The organism is Verrucomicrobiia bacterium, assembly GCA_035495615.1.
Classification (GTDB): Bacteria; Omnitrophota; Omnitrophia; order Omnitrophales; family Aquincolibacteriaceae; genus DATJFP01.
Genome location: DATJFP010000056.1, coordinates 1 through 18,145 on the forward strand (window position 1 = coordinate 1; position 18,145 = coordinate 18,145).

Here is an 18,145-nt window from a genome sequence, read left to right on the forward strand (position 1 = left end):
GAGATCGCAAAGACCACCGGTAAAACAATTTCGAGGAAAGCTGTTCTTGAGACATCCTCTGCAAGCGTTTTGGCTGAACTCTTAAAACAATATGATTGGCAATTGACATCCATGACGACCAGGATGATTGAAACTGCGCTCAATGATTTTGCCGCGCTTTCTTCACGCTTGACGGCGTTCCTGGAAATCAGCAAACGTATCAAATCTGCTGCGTAAAAATATTGGGCTGGTTGCCCTCGATTTCGCCCTCGCTCGGAATTTTAGGCCTAAAAAGCAAAGAAGCCAACGTCGTAAGTGACGTTGGCTTCTTTGTTTAACTGGTAGCGGGACCAGGATTTGGCCACTACGTCCCGACGGAGCGGGACTGCGTAGCCTCCCCTCGGTCGCTGATGCCGGTCTTTGACTTACGGCTTTTCGGGCCATGAGGCCCGCGCTTCCTCGCTTCAAATCCCGGCACCGCTCAAAAAAAAAGAGACAGGCAGAAATGCCTGTCTCTTTTCTACAATTGGTAGCGGGGCCAGGATTTGAACCTGGGACCTTTGGGTTATGAGCCCAACGAGCTACCGAGCTGCTCCACCCCGCGCCGTTGTTAGGTACCTGGAGAGAATAAGTCCGGAAAGGTGTGCCCTGAAGTGTTGGTTATTATAGCGGGGCCGGAAGGTTCTTACAAGGTTTGTTTTCCGGTGCAAAGACGGCAAGAAGTCAGGAACGGTAATTCATGCCCTTGGGATCGTAAACGCGCGGGGAAGGCGTTGGGGACGGAGACGGCGCGGGTGTGCCGGGAGCCCCCTCTTTTTCCGGGACGAATTTATAAACCATCTCGCCGGGGCGGACAAGGCCGAGCTCGTCGCGGATGACCTTCTCCAGATAATTCATGTCGTTCCGGAGAAGGTCGCGCTCTTCCTGGAGCGTCTTGATCTTCTCGTTCATCGAATCCAGTTCGCGCTTGGTCTTGTCTTCCTGGATCTTGAGGTCGTGGTATTTCGAAAGCACCGGCAGGTACACCCAGAAAAAGACAAGCGTGATGCCGGTCATCATCCAAAGGAAGATGAAAGGCTTTCTCACGTCCGAGCGACCGCGAGATTTTGAAGGCGCGCGTAAACGGCCTTTGCGCCGAGCTGTTCTTCGATGCGGAGAAGCTGGTTGTATTTCGCGATGCGGTCGGTACGCGAAAGCGAGCCGGTCTTGATCTGGCCCGCGCCCGTGCCCACGGCAAGGTCGGCGATGAACGCGTCTTCGGTTTCACCGGAGCGGTGCGAGGTCACGACGCCGTAGTCGGCCTTCTGCGCCATGCGGATGGCTTCGAGCGTTTCGGTCACGGTGCCGATCTGGTTCACCTTGATCAGAATCGCGTTGGCCGCGCCCATGTCGATGCCTTTTTTCAGGCGTTCGGGATTGGTCACGAAAAAGTCGTCGCCCACGATCTGGATGCGGTCGCCGAGGGTCTTCGTGCATTTCACGTAGCCGTCCCAGTCGTTCTGGTCGAGACCGTCTTCGATGGAATAAATGGGATACTTATCGATCCACTTGGAATAGATTTCCACCATCTCGTCCGCGGTGAAAAGTTTCGAGGGATTCGACTTCCAGAACTTGTAGCCCTTGCGGCCGCCTTCATCGAAGAGTTCGGACGACGCGCAGTCGAGCGCGATCTGGATCTGGCTGCCCGCCTTATAGCCGGCGGCACCGATCGCTTCCATAATCACTTCAAGCGCTTCCTCGTTGCCGAGGTTCGGCGCGAAACCGCCTTCATCGCCGACGGCCGTGACGTGGCCCTTCTTTTTAAGGATACCTTTGAGCGCGTGGAAAATTTCCGTGATCCAGCGCAGGCCGTCCGAAAATTTCTCGGCGCCGACGGGCGCGATCATGAATTCCTGGAAATCAATTTTGTTGTCCGCATGCTTGCCGCCGTTGATGATGTTGGCCATGGGAACGGGCAGCGTGTATTTCTTGTTCTTATGAAGGTTGCCGATGTGCTTCCAGAGCGGAAGGCCTTCGGATTCGGCGGCGGCGCGGCAGGCGGCCATGGAAACCGCGAGGATACCGTTCGCACCGAGCTTCGCTTTGTTCGGCGTGCCGTCGGCTTCGATCATGAGCTGGTCGAGCGCTTTCTGGTCGAGGGCGCTTTTGCCTTTCAGGACTTTCGCGAGGACTTTGTTGGTGTTCGCAACCGCTTTTTGGACCCCTTTGCCGAGGTAGCGGGATTTGTCGCCGTCGCGGAGCTCGACCGCTTCGTATTCGCCGGTGGAAGCGCCGCTCGGAACCGCCGCGCGTCCTACGACGCCGTTGGCCAGAAGCACGTCCGCTTCGACCGTGGGGTTGCCCCGGGAATCCAGGATTTCGCGAGCTTTGATTTGGGTAATTTTAGGAGAAGAAGCCATGGGTTTTTCCTTTTCTTTGCCCTTGCGGGAGTCGTTTGAATATTCGGGGATTATACAAGCGGCGGAGGATGGGTTCAACCCTCTTACAGCGTCAAAGGCTGCACTGCCATCGAGCAGGCCTTATGCATTTTTAGCCTTGGGGACACGCCTGAAGGCATGTCCCCGTCCATGCTTACGGTTGGACCGGGGCCGCGGCTTTTCCGTCTAGCAGCAGTTGGAGCGCCGCGGGATAAATTTGGTATTCGACCGCATGGACTTTGGCTTCGAGCGTCTCCAGCGTATCCCCCGCAGCCACCGGCACTTTTCCCTGCAGGATGATTTTCCCGGTATCCACGCCCGTGTCCACAAAATGGACCGTCACGCCGGTTTCTTTCACACGCGCCTCGAACGCATCCTTGATGCCGTGCGCGCCCGGAAAAGCCGGAAGAAGCGAGGGATGGATGTTGATGATCCTTCCCCAGTAGCGCAGCACAAAGGTGTCGGACAGGATGCGCATGTAGCCGGCCAGCACGATCAAGTCGATGCCCGTGAGCTCGAACTGCCGCACGATCTCCGCCTCGAATTCTTCTTTTGACGCGAAGGCCTTGCGGTCGACAAGCACCGCGGGCACTTTCAATTTTTCCGCGCGCGCGAGAACGCCGGCGCCCGGCTTATCGCAAATGAGCAGCGCGGCCTGGGCCTTGACGCGCCCGGCCTGAATTTCTTTTACGATGTTCTCGAAGTTGCTTCCGCTGCCGGAAGCCATGAAAGCAATTTTTTTCAAAGTTCGCTCTGGTCCTCTTCGTCTTCCTGTTTTGCCGAATACAATTTCTTCCGCCCCGCTCCCGCGACGACGATGACGATTTCGCCCTTGGCCTCGCGCTTGGAAAATTTCTCCAAAAGCTGCGCGAGCGTGCCGCGCGCCACTTCCTCGAACTTCTTCGTCAGTTCGCGCGCGACCGCGGCCTCTCTATTACCCAGGACCTCGAACAAATCCGCGAGCGATTTGGCAAGCCGGTACGGCGATTCGTAAAAGATCAGCGTCTCTTCATAGCCCGAAACGCGTTCGATTTCTTTTTTGCGCTTCTGCGCCTTTTGCGGCAGGAAGCCAAGGAACGCGAAGGCGTCCGGCGCGAGCCCGCTCGCCACAAGCGCGGTCACCGCGGCCTGCGCGCCCGGCAGCACTTCGACCTTGATCCCCCGCTCCAGCGCCGCGCGCACGAGATCAAAGCCCGGATCGGAAATGAGCGGCATGCCCGCGTCGGAGATGAGCGCCACGTTTTCACCGCGGCCCAGGCGGTCCAGGATTTCCACGCGCTTGTTTTCCGTACTGTGCTCGTGAAAGCTGAGGAGCGGCTTCTTGATTTCGAAGTGCTGGAGCAGGCGTCCCGAGTGCCGCGTATCCTCGCAGGCAATGCAGTCCGCGTCTTTGAGCGCGTCGAGGGCTCTCAGGGTGATGTCGCGCATGTTGCCGATGGGCGTGGGGACAATGGTCAGCATGATTCTTCCGGCGGAAAAAAGCGGCAGTTAACGGTTTCTTTCCAGCACGTAATCGAGCAGGCGGTCCAGGCTGCGGCGCGCGGGACCTTCTTCGAAAACCGCCAGCTCCTGGCGCGCCTTGTCGCTGAATTCGCGGGCGCGCTTCATGGCGTACTGGATGGCGCCTTCTTCGCGAAGCATGCCGGTCAAGGCCTGCAGGCTTTCGGGCGTCATGGGCGAACGGAAAATCTGCTCCGCGGCTTCGCGCTTCTTGCCGCCGGAAACCGAAAGCAGGTAAATGAGCGGCAGCGTGAGCACGCCGGCCGCGAGATCCGCGCCGAGCGTTTTTCCGAACTCGTCTTCGTTGCCGGTCAGGTCCAGGCAGTCGTCCACGATCTGGAACGAAATGCCGAAATAGCGCCCGAAATTCTGCAGCGCCTGCGATTCTTTTTCGGAAGCGCCGGCGAGCAAACCGCCGCCCGCCGCCGAGCACGCGAGAAGCGACGCTGTTTTCTTGTCGATGATTTCGAGGTATTCGTCTTCGGTGAGCCGGAAATTGTTACGCTCCTTCAGCTCGTGGATCTCGCCGTCGCAGACTTCCCCGGCGGTCTTCAGGAAAAGCGCGACGATACTTTGATTGTGCGTCTCGAAAACGGCCTTGATGGCCTGATCGTGGAGATAATCGCCGACCAGCACCGCCACCTGCGGCGACCATTTCAGGTGCACGGTCTCGAGGTTGCGGCGCAGATGCGCGGCGTCGATGATGTCGTCGTGGATGAGCGTGGCGCTGTGAAAGATCTCGAAGGCCGAGCCCAGCCGCGTCGCGCTTTTTTCGGGTCCGGACGCGCTGCTTTTCACGGCGGCGCCGAGCAGCGTGAGCGCGGGACGCAGCAGTTTTCCCTTGGCGGAAAAGAAATAACGGACGACAGCCTCGGTCAGGTCGTTGCGGGTGGAAAGGATGTCGAGGATGGTGTCGGGAACCGCGGCAAGCTGTTTCTCCACCGGGAGATAGATTTCTTCGAGGGTGATGGTCTGGCTCATAAGGGCGCCATTATAACAGAATCCCTTTAAACTCGTAGAGGAAAAGATGCGATAATTAGAGAAGTTTCCGCTGAAGAAAACAGCGGTTCGGGCGTCGAAAAAGGGAGAGGGTTTCCAATGAAATTCCGTCAGAGTGCCGTGATCGCAGGGCTTGCCGCCTTCATCCTGTTTCCGCTTTCCGCGGAGGCGGGCATCAAAAACAAAGGCGATGACGCCGTCTCTCTCGAAGTCGAGAGAGATTCCGGTTTTACCCAGCAGGTCAGCCTTTATCCCGGCCAGACCATCGACATTCCCGAGGGCGCCACCGCCATCCGGATCGTTCCCCGCTCTCTCAGCACCCGCGGGGACGAAAGCATCGAAGTCGTGATCACCGAACCCAACGGCAATTCCTCGACGCTCAAGGAACCCGGCCAGTCCTACAAGCTCGGCACCCCGCCGGACTCCACAGCTGAACCCGCGGCGCTCAAGCCCGGCAAAGTCACCAACAAAGGCAACATCAACGTCGACATCGTCATCACGCACGCGAGCGGGCTCACCGACGAGCGCCAGATTTACGTGGGCCAGCCCGTGGATTTGTCGGAAGACGTGACCCAGGTGCAGGTCCTGGCCAACAGGCGCCTGCGCGGCGACGAGATCGTCAGGGTCTCGGTGAACATGCCGGACGGCGAAGTGGTCCAGATCACGAGCCTGGGCGGCATCGCGAAATTAAAACAAAACGGCAGCTGACCGCTCAGCCGCGGAGCCGCGACGCGAGACGGTCGAGCCCCTCGCGGAACACCGAAGGCTCCGGCAGCAAGCTCACCACCGCGTAATCCCCGCCTTCGAAATCGAAAAAATATCCGGGATGCACGAACACGCGGTCCCTTTCCAGCAGCTCCAGCACCCACTCCTCATCGTGCCGGCCTTGGGGCAGCGGCGCGACCGTGTACCAGCCGCCTTCCGCGGCAAGAAACCGGAGCGGGCCTTTTTCATCCCGCGCGGCCGCGTAATTGCCGCGCACGCGGTCCAGGATTTCGCCGGTGATGGCGGGCTGCGAACGAAACCATGCGGGCAGCGCGTTTTGCGGCGGCGTGCCCGCGGACAAATACGTGTCCGCGATCACTTCCAGGCGGCGGAGCGCCTCGACCCGCTCAGGCCCCGGGCCGCTGACCACGATCCATGAAATTTTCATCTGGGGCAGGCCCAGGATTTTGGAGATGCCGCTCATCGTGAACGTGAGCGTTTCGGTTTCTCCCGCGAAGCTGGCCGGTGCGCGGCCGGACTGGAGCGGGTAATCGAGAAATACCTCGTCACAAACGAGCGCCAGGTTGCGCGTAAGGCAAAAATCGCGCAGCCTCGTACGCGCGGCCCCTTCCATGTAATTTCCCGTGGGGTTATTGGGATTGACGAGGATAAGCCCCTTGCAGGTTGCCGGAATATCCGCTTCGAGCGGCGCCCAGTCCACGGTCCAGCGGCCGTCGTAAGACAGCGGGTACGGGATCAGCTCCGCGTCGTGAAGGCCCGCGAGATAATCGAACAAAGGGTAGCTGGGTTTGGGCGCCAGCAAACCGTCGCCGGGGTCCGCAAGCAGACGGAAAATAAAACCATAGGCCTCACTGGTATTGGCCGTGAGAAAAACCTGCTCGGGCTCGACCGCGATGCCTTTGCGGGCATAATACGCGCAGACCGCTTCCCGCGCTTTCAAAAGCCCGCGCGGGTCGGGCGCGTACGTGAGATTGGCGGGATCGCGGAAAGCTTCCAGAAGCTCCGGATCGAGATAAGAAAACCCGCAGCGCGTAGGGTTGGATTCCGTGAGGTCGAGAAACGGTTCGCCGCGCTCCCGCAGTTCCTGCAGCTTGGAGGCGATGCGGTTGGGCGAAGTGGCCCAGCCCGTCCGGCGCGAAAATCTCATGGCGGGCCGCCGATGAAAAAGCGGTACGTCGTGGACGTCCCGTCGGAACGCAGCATCTCGTCGAATTTCCTGCGCAGCCACTGCTTGAAGAGTTTGCGCGTGAACGGCACCATGATCAGGATCGCGATGCAGTCCGAGATCACGCCCGGCGTGATCATCAGGATGCCCGCCAGAAAAATCAAAAACCCGTCCATCATTTCTTCCGCCGGGACGCGTCCCGCGCGCAGCTCGTTCTGGATGCGGGAGAGCGTGCGCATGCCCTGGATGCGCATGGCCGCGGCGCCGGCAAAGCCCATCACCAGGACAAACGCGAGCGTCGACCAGAACCCGAACACTTCGCCCAGCTTGATGAGGACAAGCATTTCGACGAACGGCAGCGCGATAAAAACAAAGAGAAGCCTTCCGAACATTATTTCTGTTTCCTTTTCATGAGTTCCGCCGCTTCGAGCAGGTCCGCGATTTTCTTCATCAGCTCTTCGGGCACCAGCGGCTTGGCGATGAAACTGTGGATTTCCCAGTCGCTGAAAAAATCCTTCATGCTGGGCTTGGCCGTCATGATAAGCACCGGGATTTTTTCCGTCCCGTCTTTTTCTTTTTTCAGCCGCTGCACCAGGTCGTAGCCGGTCATCTTCGGCATGAGGATATCCGACAGGATCAGGTCGGGCTTTTTGGTCTTGATCATGAGGTAGCCTTCTTCGCCGTCGAAGGCCGTCAGCACCTGATAGCCGTGCGTCTGCAGGCGGCTGCTCAGGAGCTTCACGATGATGGGCTCGTCGTCGATGATCAGAATTTTTTTCGGCGCCTGCGGCGGGGGCGAGGCCGGCGGAGAAGACGCGGGAAGCTTTCGCAGAGCCTCGGATTTCGGCGCCGCGGGCTTTGCAGCGCGCGAGGGCGCCGCAGGCGGCTTTGGGGGCGCGCCGGACTTCGGAATATGGCAGCGGCCGCAGTAGCCGCGCTCCTGTTCTTCGCGGTCCAGCATGGACCCGCAGGACAAACAAGCCAAAACTCTTTTCATGGGACTCACGTCCCCCTCTCCTTAATCCTCTCCCCCTTCCAGGGGGAGAGGGAAGGGTGAGGAGGTTCGTTGTGTCATCTTAACGTGACAAAGGGCTCAAATCAACCCGTCGTTTTTTTGTAAAGCGCCGCGCCCCAGCTTCTCCCCCGCAGCACGCGGAGCCTTTTCAGGCCCGGTCCGCGGAACTCGCGGAGAAACGACGGAAAATTTTTGAGATGAATGCCGGACACGATCAAACGGCCGCCCGCCTTCACCGAACGCGCAAGCACGCCTTGCGTTTCGAGAAGGACCTTGGAAATCATGTTCGCGGCCACGAGCTCGAAACGGGATTCCGGTTTCAAACGATAAATGTCGCCGCGCTTCATGGCCGCACCGCTTACGCCATTCAGCTTAAGATTAAAACGCGCGGTGCGCACGGAGCCGGCATCGTTGTCGATGCCTTCGATCCGCGAAGCGCCGAGCCGGGCTGCGGCCACGGAGAGAATGCCCGTACCCACGCCGACGTCAAAAAAACCGCGGAAGCTTCCCGCTTCTTCCATGAGCCGCACCATGAGCTTTGTCGTTTCATGCGTGCCCGATCCGAACGCCGCCTGAGGATCGATGAAGACGGGAATGCGCCTGCCCGCGTAAGCCTCTTTTTCCCAAACGGGCACGACCGCGAACTTCCGGCCGAGCGGCGACGTGCGGTAGGTTTTTTTCCATTTGTCGAACCAGTCCGGCTTGCGCAGGATTTTCTTTTCGAAGGTCCACCCGCGGGCAAGCGTCCGGGCCTTTTGCGCCGCCCGGCTCGCGAGCGCGGACGAAGGCGTGTAGACCGCGGCCTTGAAACGGCTTTTCCATTCGGAGTAAACGATGCCGGAAGCCGGAACCCCAAGCTCCAGGAAAAAATCCGTGGCCTCGGTCTTCTGCTTTTCACGGCCGGAGCGGTGCGTGAGGACGAGCTCGGTCAGTTTGGAGGACGGCATGAGAGCACCTAACAAAACCCCGCTTGGCTGCAAACTCGCGTGCCTGCGGGCTTCTTCGTTGCACCGGTCAAAAAGTGCTCAGCGTACTGCATTGAGTACGCTTCCGCGCTTTTTGCCCGTCGCGCCTCGAATCCCTTTGGCCTGCGAGTTTTCGCTTCAACCAGGGTTCTGTTAGGCGCTCTCTAAGGAAAGACCTGCGAAAGCGCTTCTTCGAAAACTTCGAGTGCGTTTTCCAGATGCGTGTACGAATGCGCCGTGGAAATAAAGTTGGCTTCGAACTGCGAAGGGGCGAGGTAAACGCCGCGGGACAGGCACTCGTGGAAAAAGCGCGCATAGTGTTTGGCGTTGGAAGTCTTCGCGGACCGGTAATCGGTGACGGACTCTTTCGTGAAGAAAAGCGTGAACATGGAGCCCGAGGTGTTGAGCGTGAGCGGAAGATTGCGGTTTTCGATCACGGCGCGGATGTCTTTGAAAAAAGTCGTGGCCATGCGGTTGAGTTTTTTGTGCGGACCCGTGCTCAGGCGTTCCAGCATCCAGAGCGCGGCGCCGACTGCGAGCGGATTTCCGGAAAGCGTGCCTGCCTGATAGACCGGGCCCTGGGGCGCGAGCTTGTCCATGATCTCTTCCCGGCCGCCGAAGGCCGCGAGAGGAAGCCCGCCGCCCAGGATTTTGCCGAGGCACGTAAGGTCCGGCTTCACGCCGTAAACTTTCTGCGCGCCGCCCGCGTTCAGGCGGAACCCGGTAATGACTTCGTCGAAAATGAGCAGCGCGCCGTGGCGGGCCGTGATCTCGCGCGCTTCTTCGAGATAGCCGGCGGCCGGAGGAACCACGCCCATGTTGGCGGGCACAGGCTCGAGGATGAAGGCCGCGATCTCTTTTCCCTGCTCTCGAAAAACTTTTTCGAGCGCTTCCACGTCGTTGAACGGAATGCTGATCGTAAGCCTCGCGAGCTCTTCCGGCACTCCCGCCGAATCCGGAATACCGAACGTCGCGCCGCCGGAGCCTGCCTGCACGAGCATGCTGTCGGCATGGCCGTGATAGCCGCCGTCCAGCTTCACGATTTTTTTGCGGCCCGTGAAGCCGCGCGCCAGGCGCACCGCGCTCATGACCGCTTCCGTGCCGGAGGAAACAAGGCGCGTCTTTTCCATGGACGGGACGAAGGCGCGGATGGCTTTGGCGAGATGGACTTCCTTGACCGTCGCCGCGCCGAAGCTCGTGCCGTTTTTGATTTCGCGGCGCAGGCGCGTGAGCAGGCCCGCGGGTGCGTGGCCCAGGATCATCGGGCCCCAGGACGCGCAAAAATCGAGGTAACGTTTGCCGTCTTCGTCCCAGAGAAAGGCGCCTTTGGCGCGGCGCACGAAAACGGGTGTTCCGCCCACGCCGCGAAAAGCGCGAACCGGAGAATTGACGCCGGACGGGATCACTTTTTCCGCTTCGCGGAAAAGGGCGGGCATGGCGGACGGCTTGGCCACGGTCAGCCGCCTTCGGCTTCTTCGTACTGATGGCGCAGACGTTCGACGACGGACGGGTCCGCGAGCGTGGTCGTGTCGCCGAGCGCCTTGCCTTCGGCAATGTCACGCAGCAGGCGGCGCATGATTTTGCCGGAGCGGGTTTTGGGAAGGTCCGCGGAAAAATGGACTTCTTCGGGCCGTGCGAGCGCGCCGATTTTTTTGACCACGTGGTTTTTGAGTTCCTGCACGAGCTCCTGCGAAGAGCGCACGTTTTCCTTGAGCGTCACGAATGCGACCACCGCCTGGCCTTTGATGTCGTGATTTCGCCCCACGACCGCGGATTCTGCGACCGAGGGGTGGTCCACCAGCGCGCTTTCCACTTCCGCGGTGCCGATGCGGTGGCCGGCAACGTTCAGCACGTCGTCCACGCGGCCCATGAACCAGAAATAGCCTTCCTTGTCGCGGCGCACGCCGTCGCCGGGGAAATAAATCCCCTTCTTCGGCCATTTGGACCAGTACTGTTTCACGAAGCGTTCGTCGTCGCCGTAAATCGTGCGCAGCATGGCCGGCCACGGCTGGGTGATGGCCACATAACCGCCGCCTTCGCGCACGACATTGCCTTCCTCATCCAGGACTTCCGCCGCGACGCCGGGAAAAGCGAACGTAGCGGACCCGGGTTTGGTTGTCGTGAGGCCCGGAAGCGGCGTGATCATAATGCTTCCGGTTTCCGTCTGCCACCACGTGTCGACGACAGGACATTTGCCCTTGCCGATTTTTTCCTGGTACCAGATCCACGCCTCAGGATTGATGGGCTCACCCACGCTTCCCAACAGCCGGAGCGTGGACAGGTCGGCCTTTTCCACCCATTCCGCGCCCCATTTCATGAACGTGCGAATCGCGGTCGGCGCCGTGTAGAAAACCGTGACGCCGTATTTTTCGATGAGCTTCCAGAAGCGGTCTTTTTCCGGCCAGTCGGGCGCGCCTTCGTACATGAACACCGTGGCGCCGTTGGCAAGCGGGCCGTAGATCACGTAGCTGTGCCCGGTGATCCAGCCGATGTCGGCCGTGCACCAATAAACGTCCTCGTCCTTGAGATCAAACACCCACTTGGTCGTGGCATAAACGCCCGTGAGATAGCCGCCGGTGGTGTGCACGATTCCTTTGGGTTTGCCGGTGGTGCCGGACGTGTAGAGGATGAAGAGCATGTCTTCCGCGTCCATTTCTTCGGGTTCGCAGTTGGGCTCCGCGTTCTGCATGAGCCGGTGCCACCAGTGGTCGCGGCCTTCCTGCACATTGCACTGCATGGACACGTCGCCGTACGGCCCGGCGCGCTTGACGAGGATGACGTTTTCGATTGTCGGCGTTTCCTTCAAGGCCTCGTCCGCGGCTTTTTTGAGCTGGATTTGATTTCCTCTCCGCCAGCCGTGATCGGCCGTGATGAGCAGCTTTGCCTGCGCGTCGTTGATGCGGTCGCGAAGCGCTTCCGAGCTGAAGCCGCCGAAGACCACGTTATGCACGGCGCCGATCCTCGCGCATGCCAGGCACGCGATCACGAGCTCCGGAACAAGCGGCAGGTACATGGCCACGCGGTCCCCTTTTTTCACGCCCATTTTTTTCAGGACGCTGGCGAACTTGTTCACTTCGCGGTAAAGCTCCCAGTAAGTCATCGTACGCGTGTCCCCAGGCTCGCCTTCCCAGATGAGCGCGGCTTTGTTCTTGCGCGAGGCATGACCCTCGGTCGAAAAAATGTGGCGGTCCAGGCAGTTGACCGAAGCATTCAGCTTGCCGCCCACGAACCACTTGGCGAAAGGCGGCTTCCACTGCAGTATCTTTTTCCAGGGCTTGGTCCAGTAAAGCTCCTTCGCCCATTCGGCCCAGTACTCTTCGGGGTTTTTCGCGGCCTTGGCGTAAACCGCCGCGTCTTTGACCCACGCGGTCTTCTGAAACGCCGAGGAAGGCGGAAACGTCCGCGCTTCGTCCAAAAGGACTTCGAGTGAAGGTTTAGTCTTGGTCATCGATTCTCCAGTTCGTATAGAGATGGTAATCTTCGATGGCCTTGGGATGATTTTTGAATTCGAAACTGAAGTTGGCGATGGCGCCCTGAGGAAGGCTGGATGGCTCGGCCGGCAGGCAGGTGTTGGCCTGGGGGATCTTCTTCTCGTCGAAGACCACGATGTTCACGTAGATGTCGCGGATGGCGTGGCCGCTGTTGTTGATGACGATGCCCTGCAGGCGCGCGCCGCTCTTGGAATCGAAACTCGTGGCCCCGGCCTTGACGATGACCTGCTTGGGGAGTTTCTGGAAATTTTCGATTTCAGGAAAGGTTTCGATATCCATGGTCACAAAACGGGGTTCGAAAATGGCCGGGTCGTGCTCTTATTATGGAGGGCGGCACCAGCGATCACAAGCACAATTTTAAAAGGCTACGCCATGGCCGCCAGGTATTCGCGCGTCGCGTGCTGGAATTCGACGAGCTGCGCGAGGCCGCGCAGCATGAAAACGCCGTCCTCGGACTGGAAGCCCGGCAGATGGTCGGCGACGTATTGTTTGAGGGCTGCCGCGGACGCGCCCGCGTCCAGATCGCGGATGAGGTCCGCGGCCTGTTTCATGGTCAGCGCCGCCAGCACCAGCGGCGTCCAGTCGGCCGCGTTCAAACGGCGGTCGATGCCGAAGACCGCGCCTTCGCGGATGCCTTCCGGACGGCCGAGGACGAGATAAGCGACGCCGCCTTCGTGTTCGCGGATGTAACGGTTGGCCGTGTCCTCGCGGCTTAGGCCCTGCGCCGGCACGACGAATTCCAGGAGCTCTCCCGTCCGCAGCTTCGCGGCCAGACGATCGACGTTCTCGCGGGAGGCCACGCGGGCTTCCCTGTTGGAAAGCGCCTTTTTGACGAGATCTTTCAGGCGCGCGGCCTCGGCCTGGTCCTGCGCGAGCACCGCCAGCAGCGGCTGCCGGCTTCCCTCCTGAAGGCGCTCAAAGCCCGAAAGCAGAAGATAAAGCGCGCGCGGATTTTTCCGGGCCAGGGTTTCCAGAATCTCCGCGTCGAGCAGCTGGCGTCCATGGCTTTGAGGCGCCGCGGCCCGCGCTTCGCGGAAAAACCTTTCCGTGATGAATGGCGTGCCCGTTCCGATCATTTTTTCCATCACGCTTTCCAGCGGAGCCTCGTCGGCGCGGAAACGGACCGGCGCGCCGGACAAGGCTTCGGCCTCGGCGCGCAGCGGTTCGCCGCGCAGGGTGTTCATCAGCCTCTGGTAAACGGAAAAGAGGATGACGCCTCCCAGAAAAGCACGGATGAGCGTGCGTTCCGGAGAGCCCGGGACGCCGCGCAGCTCCGCGTGCGCGGCTTCTTTTTCTTCGCGGTAAAGCTGGAAGTCCGCAAGCTCGATGTCCGCCGTGAGGTTGGAAACCGCGATGTACGTCATGTCCGAACCATTGTCTGGAATTTCGATTTTTTCCGTGGTCCATTCCCCGTTCGTTTCGTAATGCCGGGGCCCGGGAAGGAACCCTTTGAGCTCCAGATCAAAAGCCGCCGCGCTTTTCCCGTCGAGCGAACGGTATTTAAAATAAAGGAAGCGATACCCCTGGGACCTGCCGGGCAGCCGGATTTCCGTGGCGCCTTCGCCGGCATATTGCTCCGGCTCTTTGCCGCGGTAGACGCGCAGCACGCCTCCACGGATCTCGTTAACGAGCGCGCCGTTCGTCAGGCGGCCGTGAACCCGCTTCAGCCGGTCCAGATAAACTTCCGGAAGATCGAGCGAGATAATGGCCTGTCCCACCACGGCCGGATTCAGTTTCTTTGCGTCCTCCGTGCGCTTTTTCTCTTTGAGGGCTCTGTCCTGCGTCTGCTTCTTTTCAAGCAAGCGGGCTTTCACCGAAGGTTCCACAACGGCCAGTTCGTCCAGCGCTGCGGACACGGCCTTGTGCAGGGATTCCGAAAGCTCCGGCTGTAAGGCCGCCGCGATCAAGGCTTCCGCCGCGGGCAAATAGCGCGCTCTTCCCAGCTGCCCCGCCGCGATCTCGCGGACGTAGCGGTCGAAAACATACGGGTACGGCGGCTCTTCGGGCTTTGAAGTTCCGTACGGAGATTTTGCTTTGGGCTCTTCCGGCGGTTTTTCCTGGCTCAAAATTCTGAGCTGGATTTCGCGCGCCTTGGGCGTCCCGAGCGCGTCCAGCGCGAGGAGAGACGCGATGTGCGCATACGGCAGCGGCCAGCTCAACACTTCTTCGATGTCCGGAAGCAGTGTGTCGTCACCGAAAAGGCCGATGACACGCGCGGCTTCTTCACGGACCGTGTAATGCTCGTCGTAGAGTTCCTTCACCAGTTCTTTCACCACGGCTTTGTCGCCGAGCTGCTCGAGGCCGCGGATCGCGCCAATGCTCACGTCCGGATTGCGGCTGCGAAGCGCGGCGAGGTAACCCGCTTTGAGGACTTCGGTCTTTCCTTCGAGGCGCAGGGCCTCGGCGGCTGCGCCGCGGCTTGCCGCTTCCGCGTCCGCAAGATGCCGGGCGAGGACTTCGGCTTTTCCTTTCTGGACGAACCCGCGGAGCGCGCGCACGGCCGCGTCCTGTCTGCCTTCCCGCGCGGCGCGCAAAAACCGTTCTTCCGTGTGGAAAATCTCGCGGAGCGCGGCAGCGGCGCGTTCGGCAGCCGGCCGCAGCCGCGCCATCACCGCTTCATACGCGTCTTCCAGACGGTACTGCCATTTTTCCTGCCAGGGCATCCGGCCTATCCTGTCGAGTTCCTTTTGCAAGGCTTTCTCCCTTGCCTCGCGCGCGTCGCTTTCGATCTTGCGCTGGACCTGTTCCACAAGCATGCTGCCTCCGAGCGTCCACAGCCCGCGGAGGGCGTCTTCATAAACCTGGGAATCCCGGCTGCGCGCGGCCGCGGCATAGCCCGCTTGAAGCGCGTCGAGTTTTCCTTCCAGGCGCAGCGCCAAAGCCGCGGCGCGGCGGTGTTCCGGCTGAAGATCCGAAAGATGCTTCGCGATTTCGCGGGACGCGCCCGAACGCGCCAGGCCGCGCAGCAAGCGCACGGCTTTCTCTTCCTGGCCTTCGGCCGCGTAACGGAAATAGGTGCGGGCCCGGCTGAAGATTTCGGGAAAACGCATGATGAGCTGCCGCCATGCGCGAAAAAAAAGCTCGCGCGCCGTCTGCAGTCGCACATGCCATTTGTCCCGCCAGCTGCGTGCGGGACGGCGGCTCTGTTCCAGCTGCGGAGCTTCGGGACGCGCTTCTTCATCCTGCGTCGTCCGCATCTCCGTGCGCGCGGTTTTCATCTCTTCGCGAACGCGCTGCATTTTCGAAACCGGCACGCTCACGCGCACATTCGGCTTTCGAAACAAGACGCGGAGCCTTGCGCCTTCCGCGCCTTTGACGTAGGCGAGCGAAACCCCGCCATAGGCGCGGGCCAGATCCGTGCGGTTGATCGCGCGTTCATACGCCCCCAGGCTGCGGAAGCGTCCCAGGCTGAGCGATACGGCGCGGCCGGTTTGGATTTCTACCGCGGCAATGCGGTAGGAATCAAAGCCGTGGCGGCGCAGCGCTCCGGGCGCGAGGCTGACATAGGCACTTTCCAGCGTGGCCTTGGAGGCCGAAGAATGCGGCCGGTCACCGGGAGACGGATTACCAAGCATGAAGCGGACGTAATCTTCGCGGCCGCCGGCATCTTCGATCTTCGGGGAAAGCAGCGCGTACCCGAATCCTCGCGAAGTGAAAAAATCCCGGAAGGGCTCGGCATGGAAGCCTCCGGTGACGACGACCGCCTTGTCGATTTTCTTTTCTTTCAGGAGTGCCGCGATGTTGGCCGTCATTTCGCCGTCGCGTTCTTTGACGAGGCGGTAAAATTCCAGGGCCCTGTCGAAAAGCGTTTCCACGCCGTCCAGGTCTGAAGGCTCGAGCGCGCGCACGCGGCGCCCCTTATCGAGCTCGAAAAAACGGCGGATCATGCCGGACGGACGCGCGTCGCTTCCCCGCGCCAAAAGGCGTTCGTAGTCCCGGGCCGACAGCTCCAGCGCAAAAAGCCTTTTCAGGAGCGCGTGGTCTGCCAGGAGCGCGGCGATTTTTTTCTGCTCTGCGGTTTTGGCGAGCGCCTGCGTGACAAGTTCCGTTAGGGTTTCCATTTCCTGATAAAGAAGCTCGGGACGCAGCTCGCTTTTCATGATGTTCTGACCGAGGCGGAGGCAGACGTTGGGATACCGGGCATAATCAAAATCTTGCGGGAGCGCTTCGATTAACTTTTCAGCCGCCTGCCCCGTGACGGGAGACAGAACGAAAGAGTCTTCGTTCAAAAGAGTTTCGGCTTCAGCGCGGAGCGCCGCGTCCAAGCCCGCCGCCAGAAACCGTTCTTTTTCTCCTTCGAAGTCCGCGCGCCGAAAACGCGCTTCGAATTCACGGATCTTGAAAAAGCGCACGAGCATGGGCCAATCCATCTGAAAGGCCGCGTCTTCCAGTTTCAGGTCGAGATGTTTTTCCGCTTTTTCCCCGAGCTCGTTCAGCCATTCAGCCAGGCCGGTTTTTTCGCTTTCGAAATCCTCGCGCCGCTTCAGGAACGCGCGCAGCTCGCTTCCCAGAAACGGGCCGGTGAGGCGCTCGATCTGCAGATCAAGTTCCGAAAGGAAGGCGGCGGTTTTTTTGCGCTGAGCCAGCACGGCCCGGAACGCGTCGAGATTGGCTCGGTAAGCGGACAGATTCTCAATGCCGTAACCGGCTGCATCCGGCTCTTCGAGAAGAAAAAGTTCCGGGCCTTTGACCAGCGCCTTCTGAGCCAGCCTGTCCGCGGTCTTCATGGTAAGGCCGCGGTCTCCGGGAAAAAAACGCAGGAGCCCGGGTTCGAGAGGCGCGGCGCTGCCTTCAAGGAGGAGCGTCTTGAATCCGTATTCACGGTGCAAATAATGAAGCAGCGCCTGCGTTTTTTTCTGCGCCTCATAATTGCCGTGCGCGGTTTCGATGTGAATCAGGAACGGGCCGGAACCGGGATTGTAATTTTCGAGAGAAGCGAGATCGGAAGGAACGTGGAGCTGGAAAAGTGCGGGAAGCGGCGTGCTGGTTTCGGGCGAAGCGAAAAGCAGGTGCCCGGGACCAAGCTGCGTCAAGACAAAGGCGAAAAGGGCGATAAAAGCCCCGGTTTTTCTGAAGTAGGGGGGCATAAACCTCGTCGGGACTTCGCAAATTTTCAGGCAGCCAAGCCTATCACGGTGACAAGGGAAGTGTAAACAATTTGCTGCGGAGGGCTAATAATTGCTAGAGCTTTCTAGCGGATGCCATGGGCGGAGCGGCTTACTGCGGCGGGGCCATCGAGGCCTTGATGTGCGCCTCGAGTTCTTCTTTGCGATATTCGTCTTTTCCGATCTCTCCCCTTTTCTTCAGCACTTCGATGAAGGCCTTGACGACCACGGGATCGAACTGCGTTCCGGAACAGGCGATCAGCTCATTCACGCACTCGAGGATGGGGAAAATCTTTTTGTAGCGTTCGCCCGCGGCCCTCACCGTATCGAAAGTGTCGATGACCGCGATGATGCGGGCGCCGAGCGGGATCTCATTGCCCTTCAGCTGGCTGGGATAACCTTTGCCGTTGAACCACTCGTGATGGTGCAGGACAAGCACCGCCTCTTCCTGGAGCAGCTTGATCGGCTTCAGGATTTTATAGCCGAGATAGGGATGCTGCTTCATGGCCTCATACTCCTGGAACGTGAGCTTGCCTTCCTTCAAAAGCACTTCGTCGGGAATGCACAATTTTCCGATGTCGTGGAGAAGCGTCGCGTGATAAAGCACTTCCGTTTCATCCAGCGTCATGCCCATAAGCTCGCCGACCTGCGCGGCATAGCGCGCGGTGTTCGCCGAATGCCCGGCCGTCAGCTTGTCCTTGCTGTCGAGCGTGAGGATCAGCGCGCGCGAGGCGTCGAGGCAGGCGCGGTGCGCCAGGTCGCTCACCTCCGTGATGCGCCGCT

At 60.1% G+C, this 18,145-nt stretch carries 16 protein-coding genes and 1 tRNA gene; 2 read left to right on the forward strand and 15 right to left on the reverse strand.

Annotation, left to right across the window (positions count from 1 at the left end):
* Positions 1–216: hypothetical protein (locus VL688_07385; protein HTL47871.1), on the forward strand; the 216-nt coding region annotated here is incomplete at its 5' end.
* A 290-nt stretch (positions 217–506) separates the two neighbouring features.
* Here the strand turns inward: VL688_07385 and VL688_07390 are convergent.
* From VL688_07390 to VL688_07415, 6 genes are all read right to left on the reverse strand, one after another.
* Positions 507–583: transfer RNA gene (locus tag VL688_07390), tRNA-Met, on the reverse strand.
* A gap of 119 nt (positions 584–702) precedes the next feature.
* Positions 703–1,065, reverse strand: coding sequence for a septum formation initiator family protein (locus VL688_07395; GenBank protein HTL47872.1), 363 nt, complete (start codon positions 1,063–1,065; stop codon positions 703–705).
* Positions 1,062–2,378 carry a phosphopyruvate hydratase gene (gene eno, locus VL688_07400; GenBank protein ID HTL47873.1) on the reverse strand — a complete coding sequence of 439 codons (1,317 nt, stop codon included), beginning with the start codon at positions 2,376–2,378 and terminating at the stop codon, positions 1,062–1,064. Before eno ends, VL688_07395 begins: the two co-directional genes overlap by 4 nt.
* A 172-nt stretch (positions 2,379–2,550) precedes the next feature.
* Positions 2,551–3,141, reverse strand: a complete 591-nt coding sequence (gene purN, locus VL688_07405; protein ID HTL47874.1) for a phosphoribosylglycinamide formyltransferase — start codon at positions 3,139–3,141, stop codon at positions 2,551–2,553.
* Entirely contained in the window at positions 3,138–3,857 is a 720-nt protein-coding gene (rsmI, locus tag VL688_07410) for a 16S rRNA (cytidine(1402)-2'-O)-methyltransferase (protein ID HTL47875.1), read from the reverse strand. Before rsmI ends, purN begins: the two co-directional genes overlap by 4 nt.
* Before the next feature lie 27 nt (positions 3,858–3,884).
* Positions 3,885–4,877: a polyprenyl synthetase family protein gene (locus tag VL688_07415; protein ID HTL47876.1), complete on the reverse strand. Its 993-nt coding sequence runs from the start codon at positions 4,875–4,877 to the stop codon at positions 3,885–3,887.
* Positions 4,878–4,994: 117 nt separating this feature from the next.
* Here VL688_07415 and VL688_07420 point away from each other — a divergent pair, with 117 nt between their 5' ends.
* Positions 4,995–5,603, forward strand: a complete 609-nt coding sequence (locus VL688_07420) for a hypothetical protein (protein ID HTL47877.1) — start codon at positions 4,995–4,997, stop codon at positions 5,601–5,603.
* Positions 5,604–5,607: 4 nt separating this feature from the next.
* Here VL688_07420 and VL688_07425 read toward each other — a convergent pair whose 3' ends face one another.
* The 9 genes from VL688_07425 to VL688_07465 all read right to left on the reverse strand — a co-directional run.
* A complete protein-coding gene (locus tag VL688_07425) occupies positions 5,608–6,768 on the reverse strand; it encodes a pyridoxal phosphate-dependent aminotransferase (GenBank protein HTL47878.1) in 1,161 nt (386 codons plus the stop codon).
* On the reverse strand, positions 6,765–7,178 hold the full coding sequence (locus VL688_07430) for an FxsA family protein (GenBank protein HTL47879.1): 414 nt from the start codon (positions 7,176–7,178) through the stop codon (positions 6,765–6,767). Before VL688_07430 ends, VL688_07425 begins: the two co-directional genes overlap by 4 nt.
* Positions 7,178–7,783, reverse strand: a complete 606-nt coding sequence (locus tag VL688_07435) for a response regulator (GenBank protein HTL47880.1) — start codon at positions 7,781–7,783, stop codon at positions 7,178–7,180. Before VL688_07435 ends, VL688_07430 begins: the two co-directional genes overlap by 1 nt.
* A 101-nt stretch (positions 7,784–7,884) precedes the next feature.
* Positions 7,885–8,748, reverse strand: a complete 864-nt coding sequence (locus tag VL688_07440) for a 50S ribosomal protein L11 methyltransferase (protein HTL47881.1) — start codon at positions 8,746–8,748, stop codon at positions 7,885–7,887.
* Between the two features lie 182 nt (positions 8,749–8,930).
* Positions 8,931–10,220, reverse strand: coding sequence for a glutamate-1-semialdehyde 2,1-aminomutase (gene hemL / locus VL688_07445; protein HTL47882.1), 1,290 nt, complete (start codon positions 10,218–10,220; stop codon positions 8,931–8,933).
* Positions 10,221–10,222: 2 nt separating this feature from the next.
* Positions 10,223–12,214: an acetate--CoA ligase gene (acs, locus tag VL688_07450; GenBank protein HTL47883.1), complete on the reverse strand. Its 1,992-nt coding sequence runs from the start codon at positions 12,212–12,214 to the stop codon at positions 10,223–10,225.
* The gene (locus tag VL688_07455) at positions 12,201–12,536 is read right to left on the reverse strand and encodes a hypothetical protein (protein HTL47884.1); all 336 of its coding nucleotides are present in this window, start codon (positions 12,534–12,536) and stop codon (positions 12,201–12,203) included. Before VL688_07455 ends, acs begins: the two co-directional genes overlap by 14 nt.
* Positions 12,537–12,622: 86 nt before the next feature.
* Positions 12,623–17,344: a HEAT repeat domain-containing protein gene (locus VL688_07460; GenBank protein HTL47885.1), complete on the reverse strand. Its 4,722-nt coding sequence runs from the start codon at positions 17,342–17,344 to the stop codon at positions 12,623–12,625.
* A gap of 130 nt (positions 17,345–17,474) precedes the next feature.
* A partial coding sequence (locus tag VL688_07465; GenBank protein ID HTL47886.1) for an HD-GYP domain-containing protein occupies positions 17,475–18,145 on the reverse strand: 671 nt, incomplete at its 5' end.

Coding starts and splice junctions, on each gene's coding strand:
- eno (HTL47873.1), bottom strand. CDS start 2,378: ATGGCTTCTTCTCCTAAAATTACCCAAATCAAAGCTCGCGAAATCCTG.
- rsmI (HTL47875.1), bottom strand. CDS start 3,857: ATGCTGACCATTGTCCCCACGCCCATCGGCAACATGCGCGACATCACC.
- VL688_07415 (HTL47876.1), bottom strand. CDS start 4,877: ATGAGCCAGACCATCACCCTCGAAGAAATCTATCTCCCGGTGGAGAAA.
- VL688_07420 (HTL47877.1), top strand. CDS start 4,995: ATGAAATTCCGTCAGAGTGCCGTGATCGCAGGGCTTGCCGCCTTCATC.
- VL688_07425 (HTL47878.1), bottom strand. CDS start 6,768: ATGAGATTTTCGCGCCGGACGGGCTGGGCCACTTCGCCCAACCGCATC.
- VL688_07430 (HTL47879.1), bottom strand. CDS start 7,178: ATGTTCGGAAGGCTTCTCTTTGTTTTTATCGCGCTGCCGTTCGTCGAA.
- VL688_07435 (HTL47880.1), bottom strand. CDS start 7,783: ATGAAAAGAGTTTTGGCTTGTTTGTCCTGCGGGTCCATGCTGGACCGC.
- VL688_07440 (HTL47881.1), bottom strand. CDS start 8,748: ATGCCGTCCTCCAAACTGACCGAGCTCGTCCTCACGCACCGCTCCGGC.
- acs (HTL47883.1), bottom strand. CDS start 12,214: ATGACCAAGACTAAACCTTCACTCGAAGTCCTTTTGGACGAAGCGCGG.
- VL688_07455 (HTL47884.1), bottom strand. CDS start 12,536: ATGGATATCGAAACCTTTCCTGAAATCGAAAATTTCCAGAAACTCCCC.
- VL688_07460 (HTL47885.1), bottom strand. CDS start 17,344: ATGCCCCCCTACTTCAGAAAAACCGGGGCTTTTATCGCCCTTTTCGCC.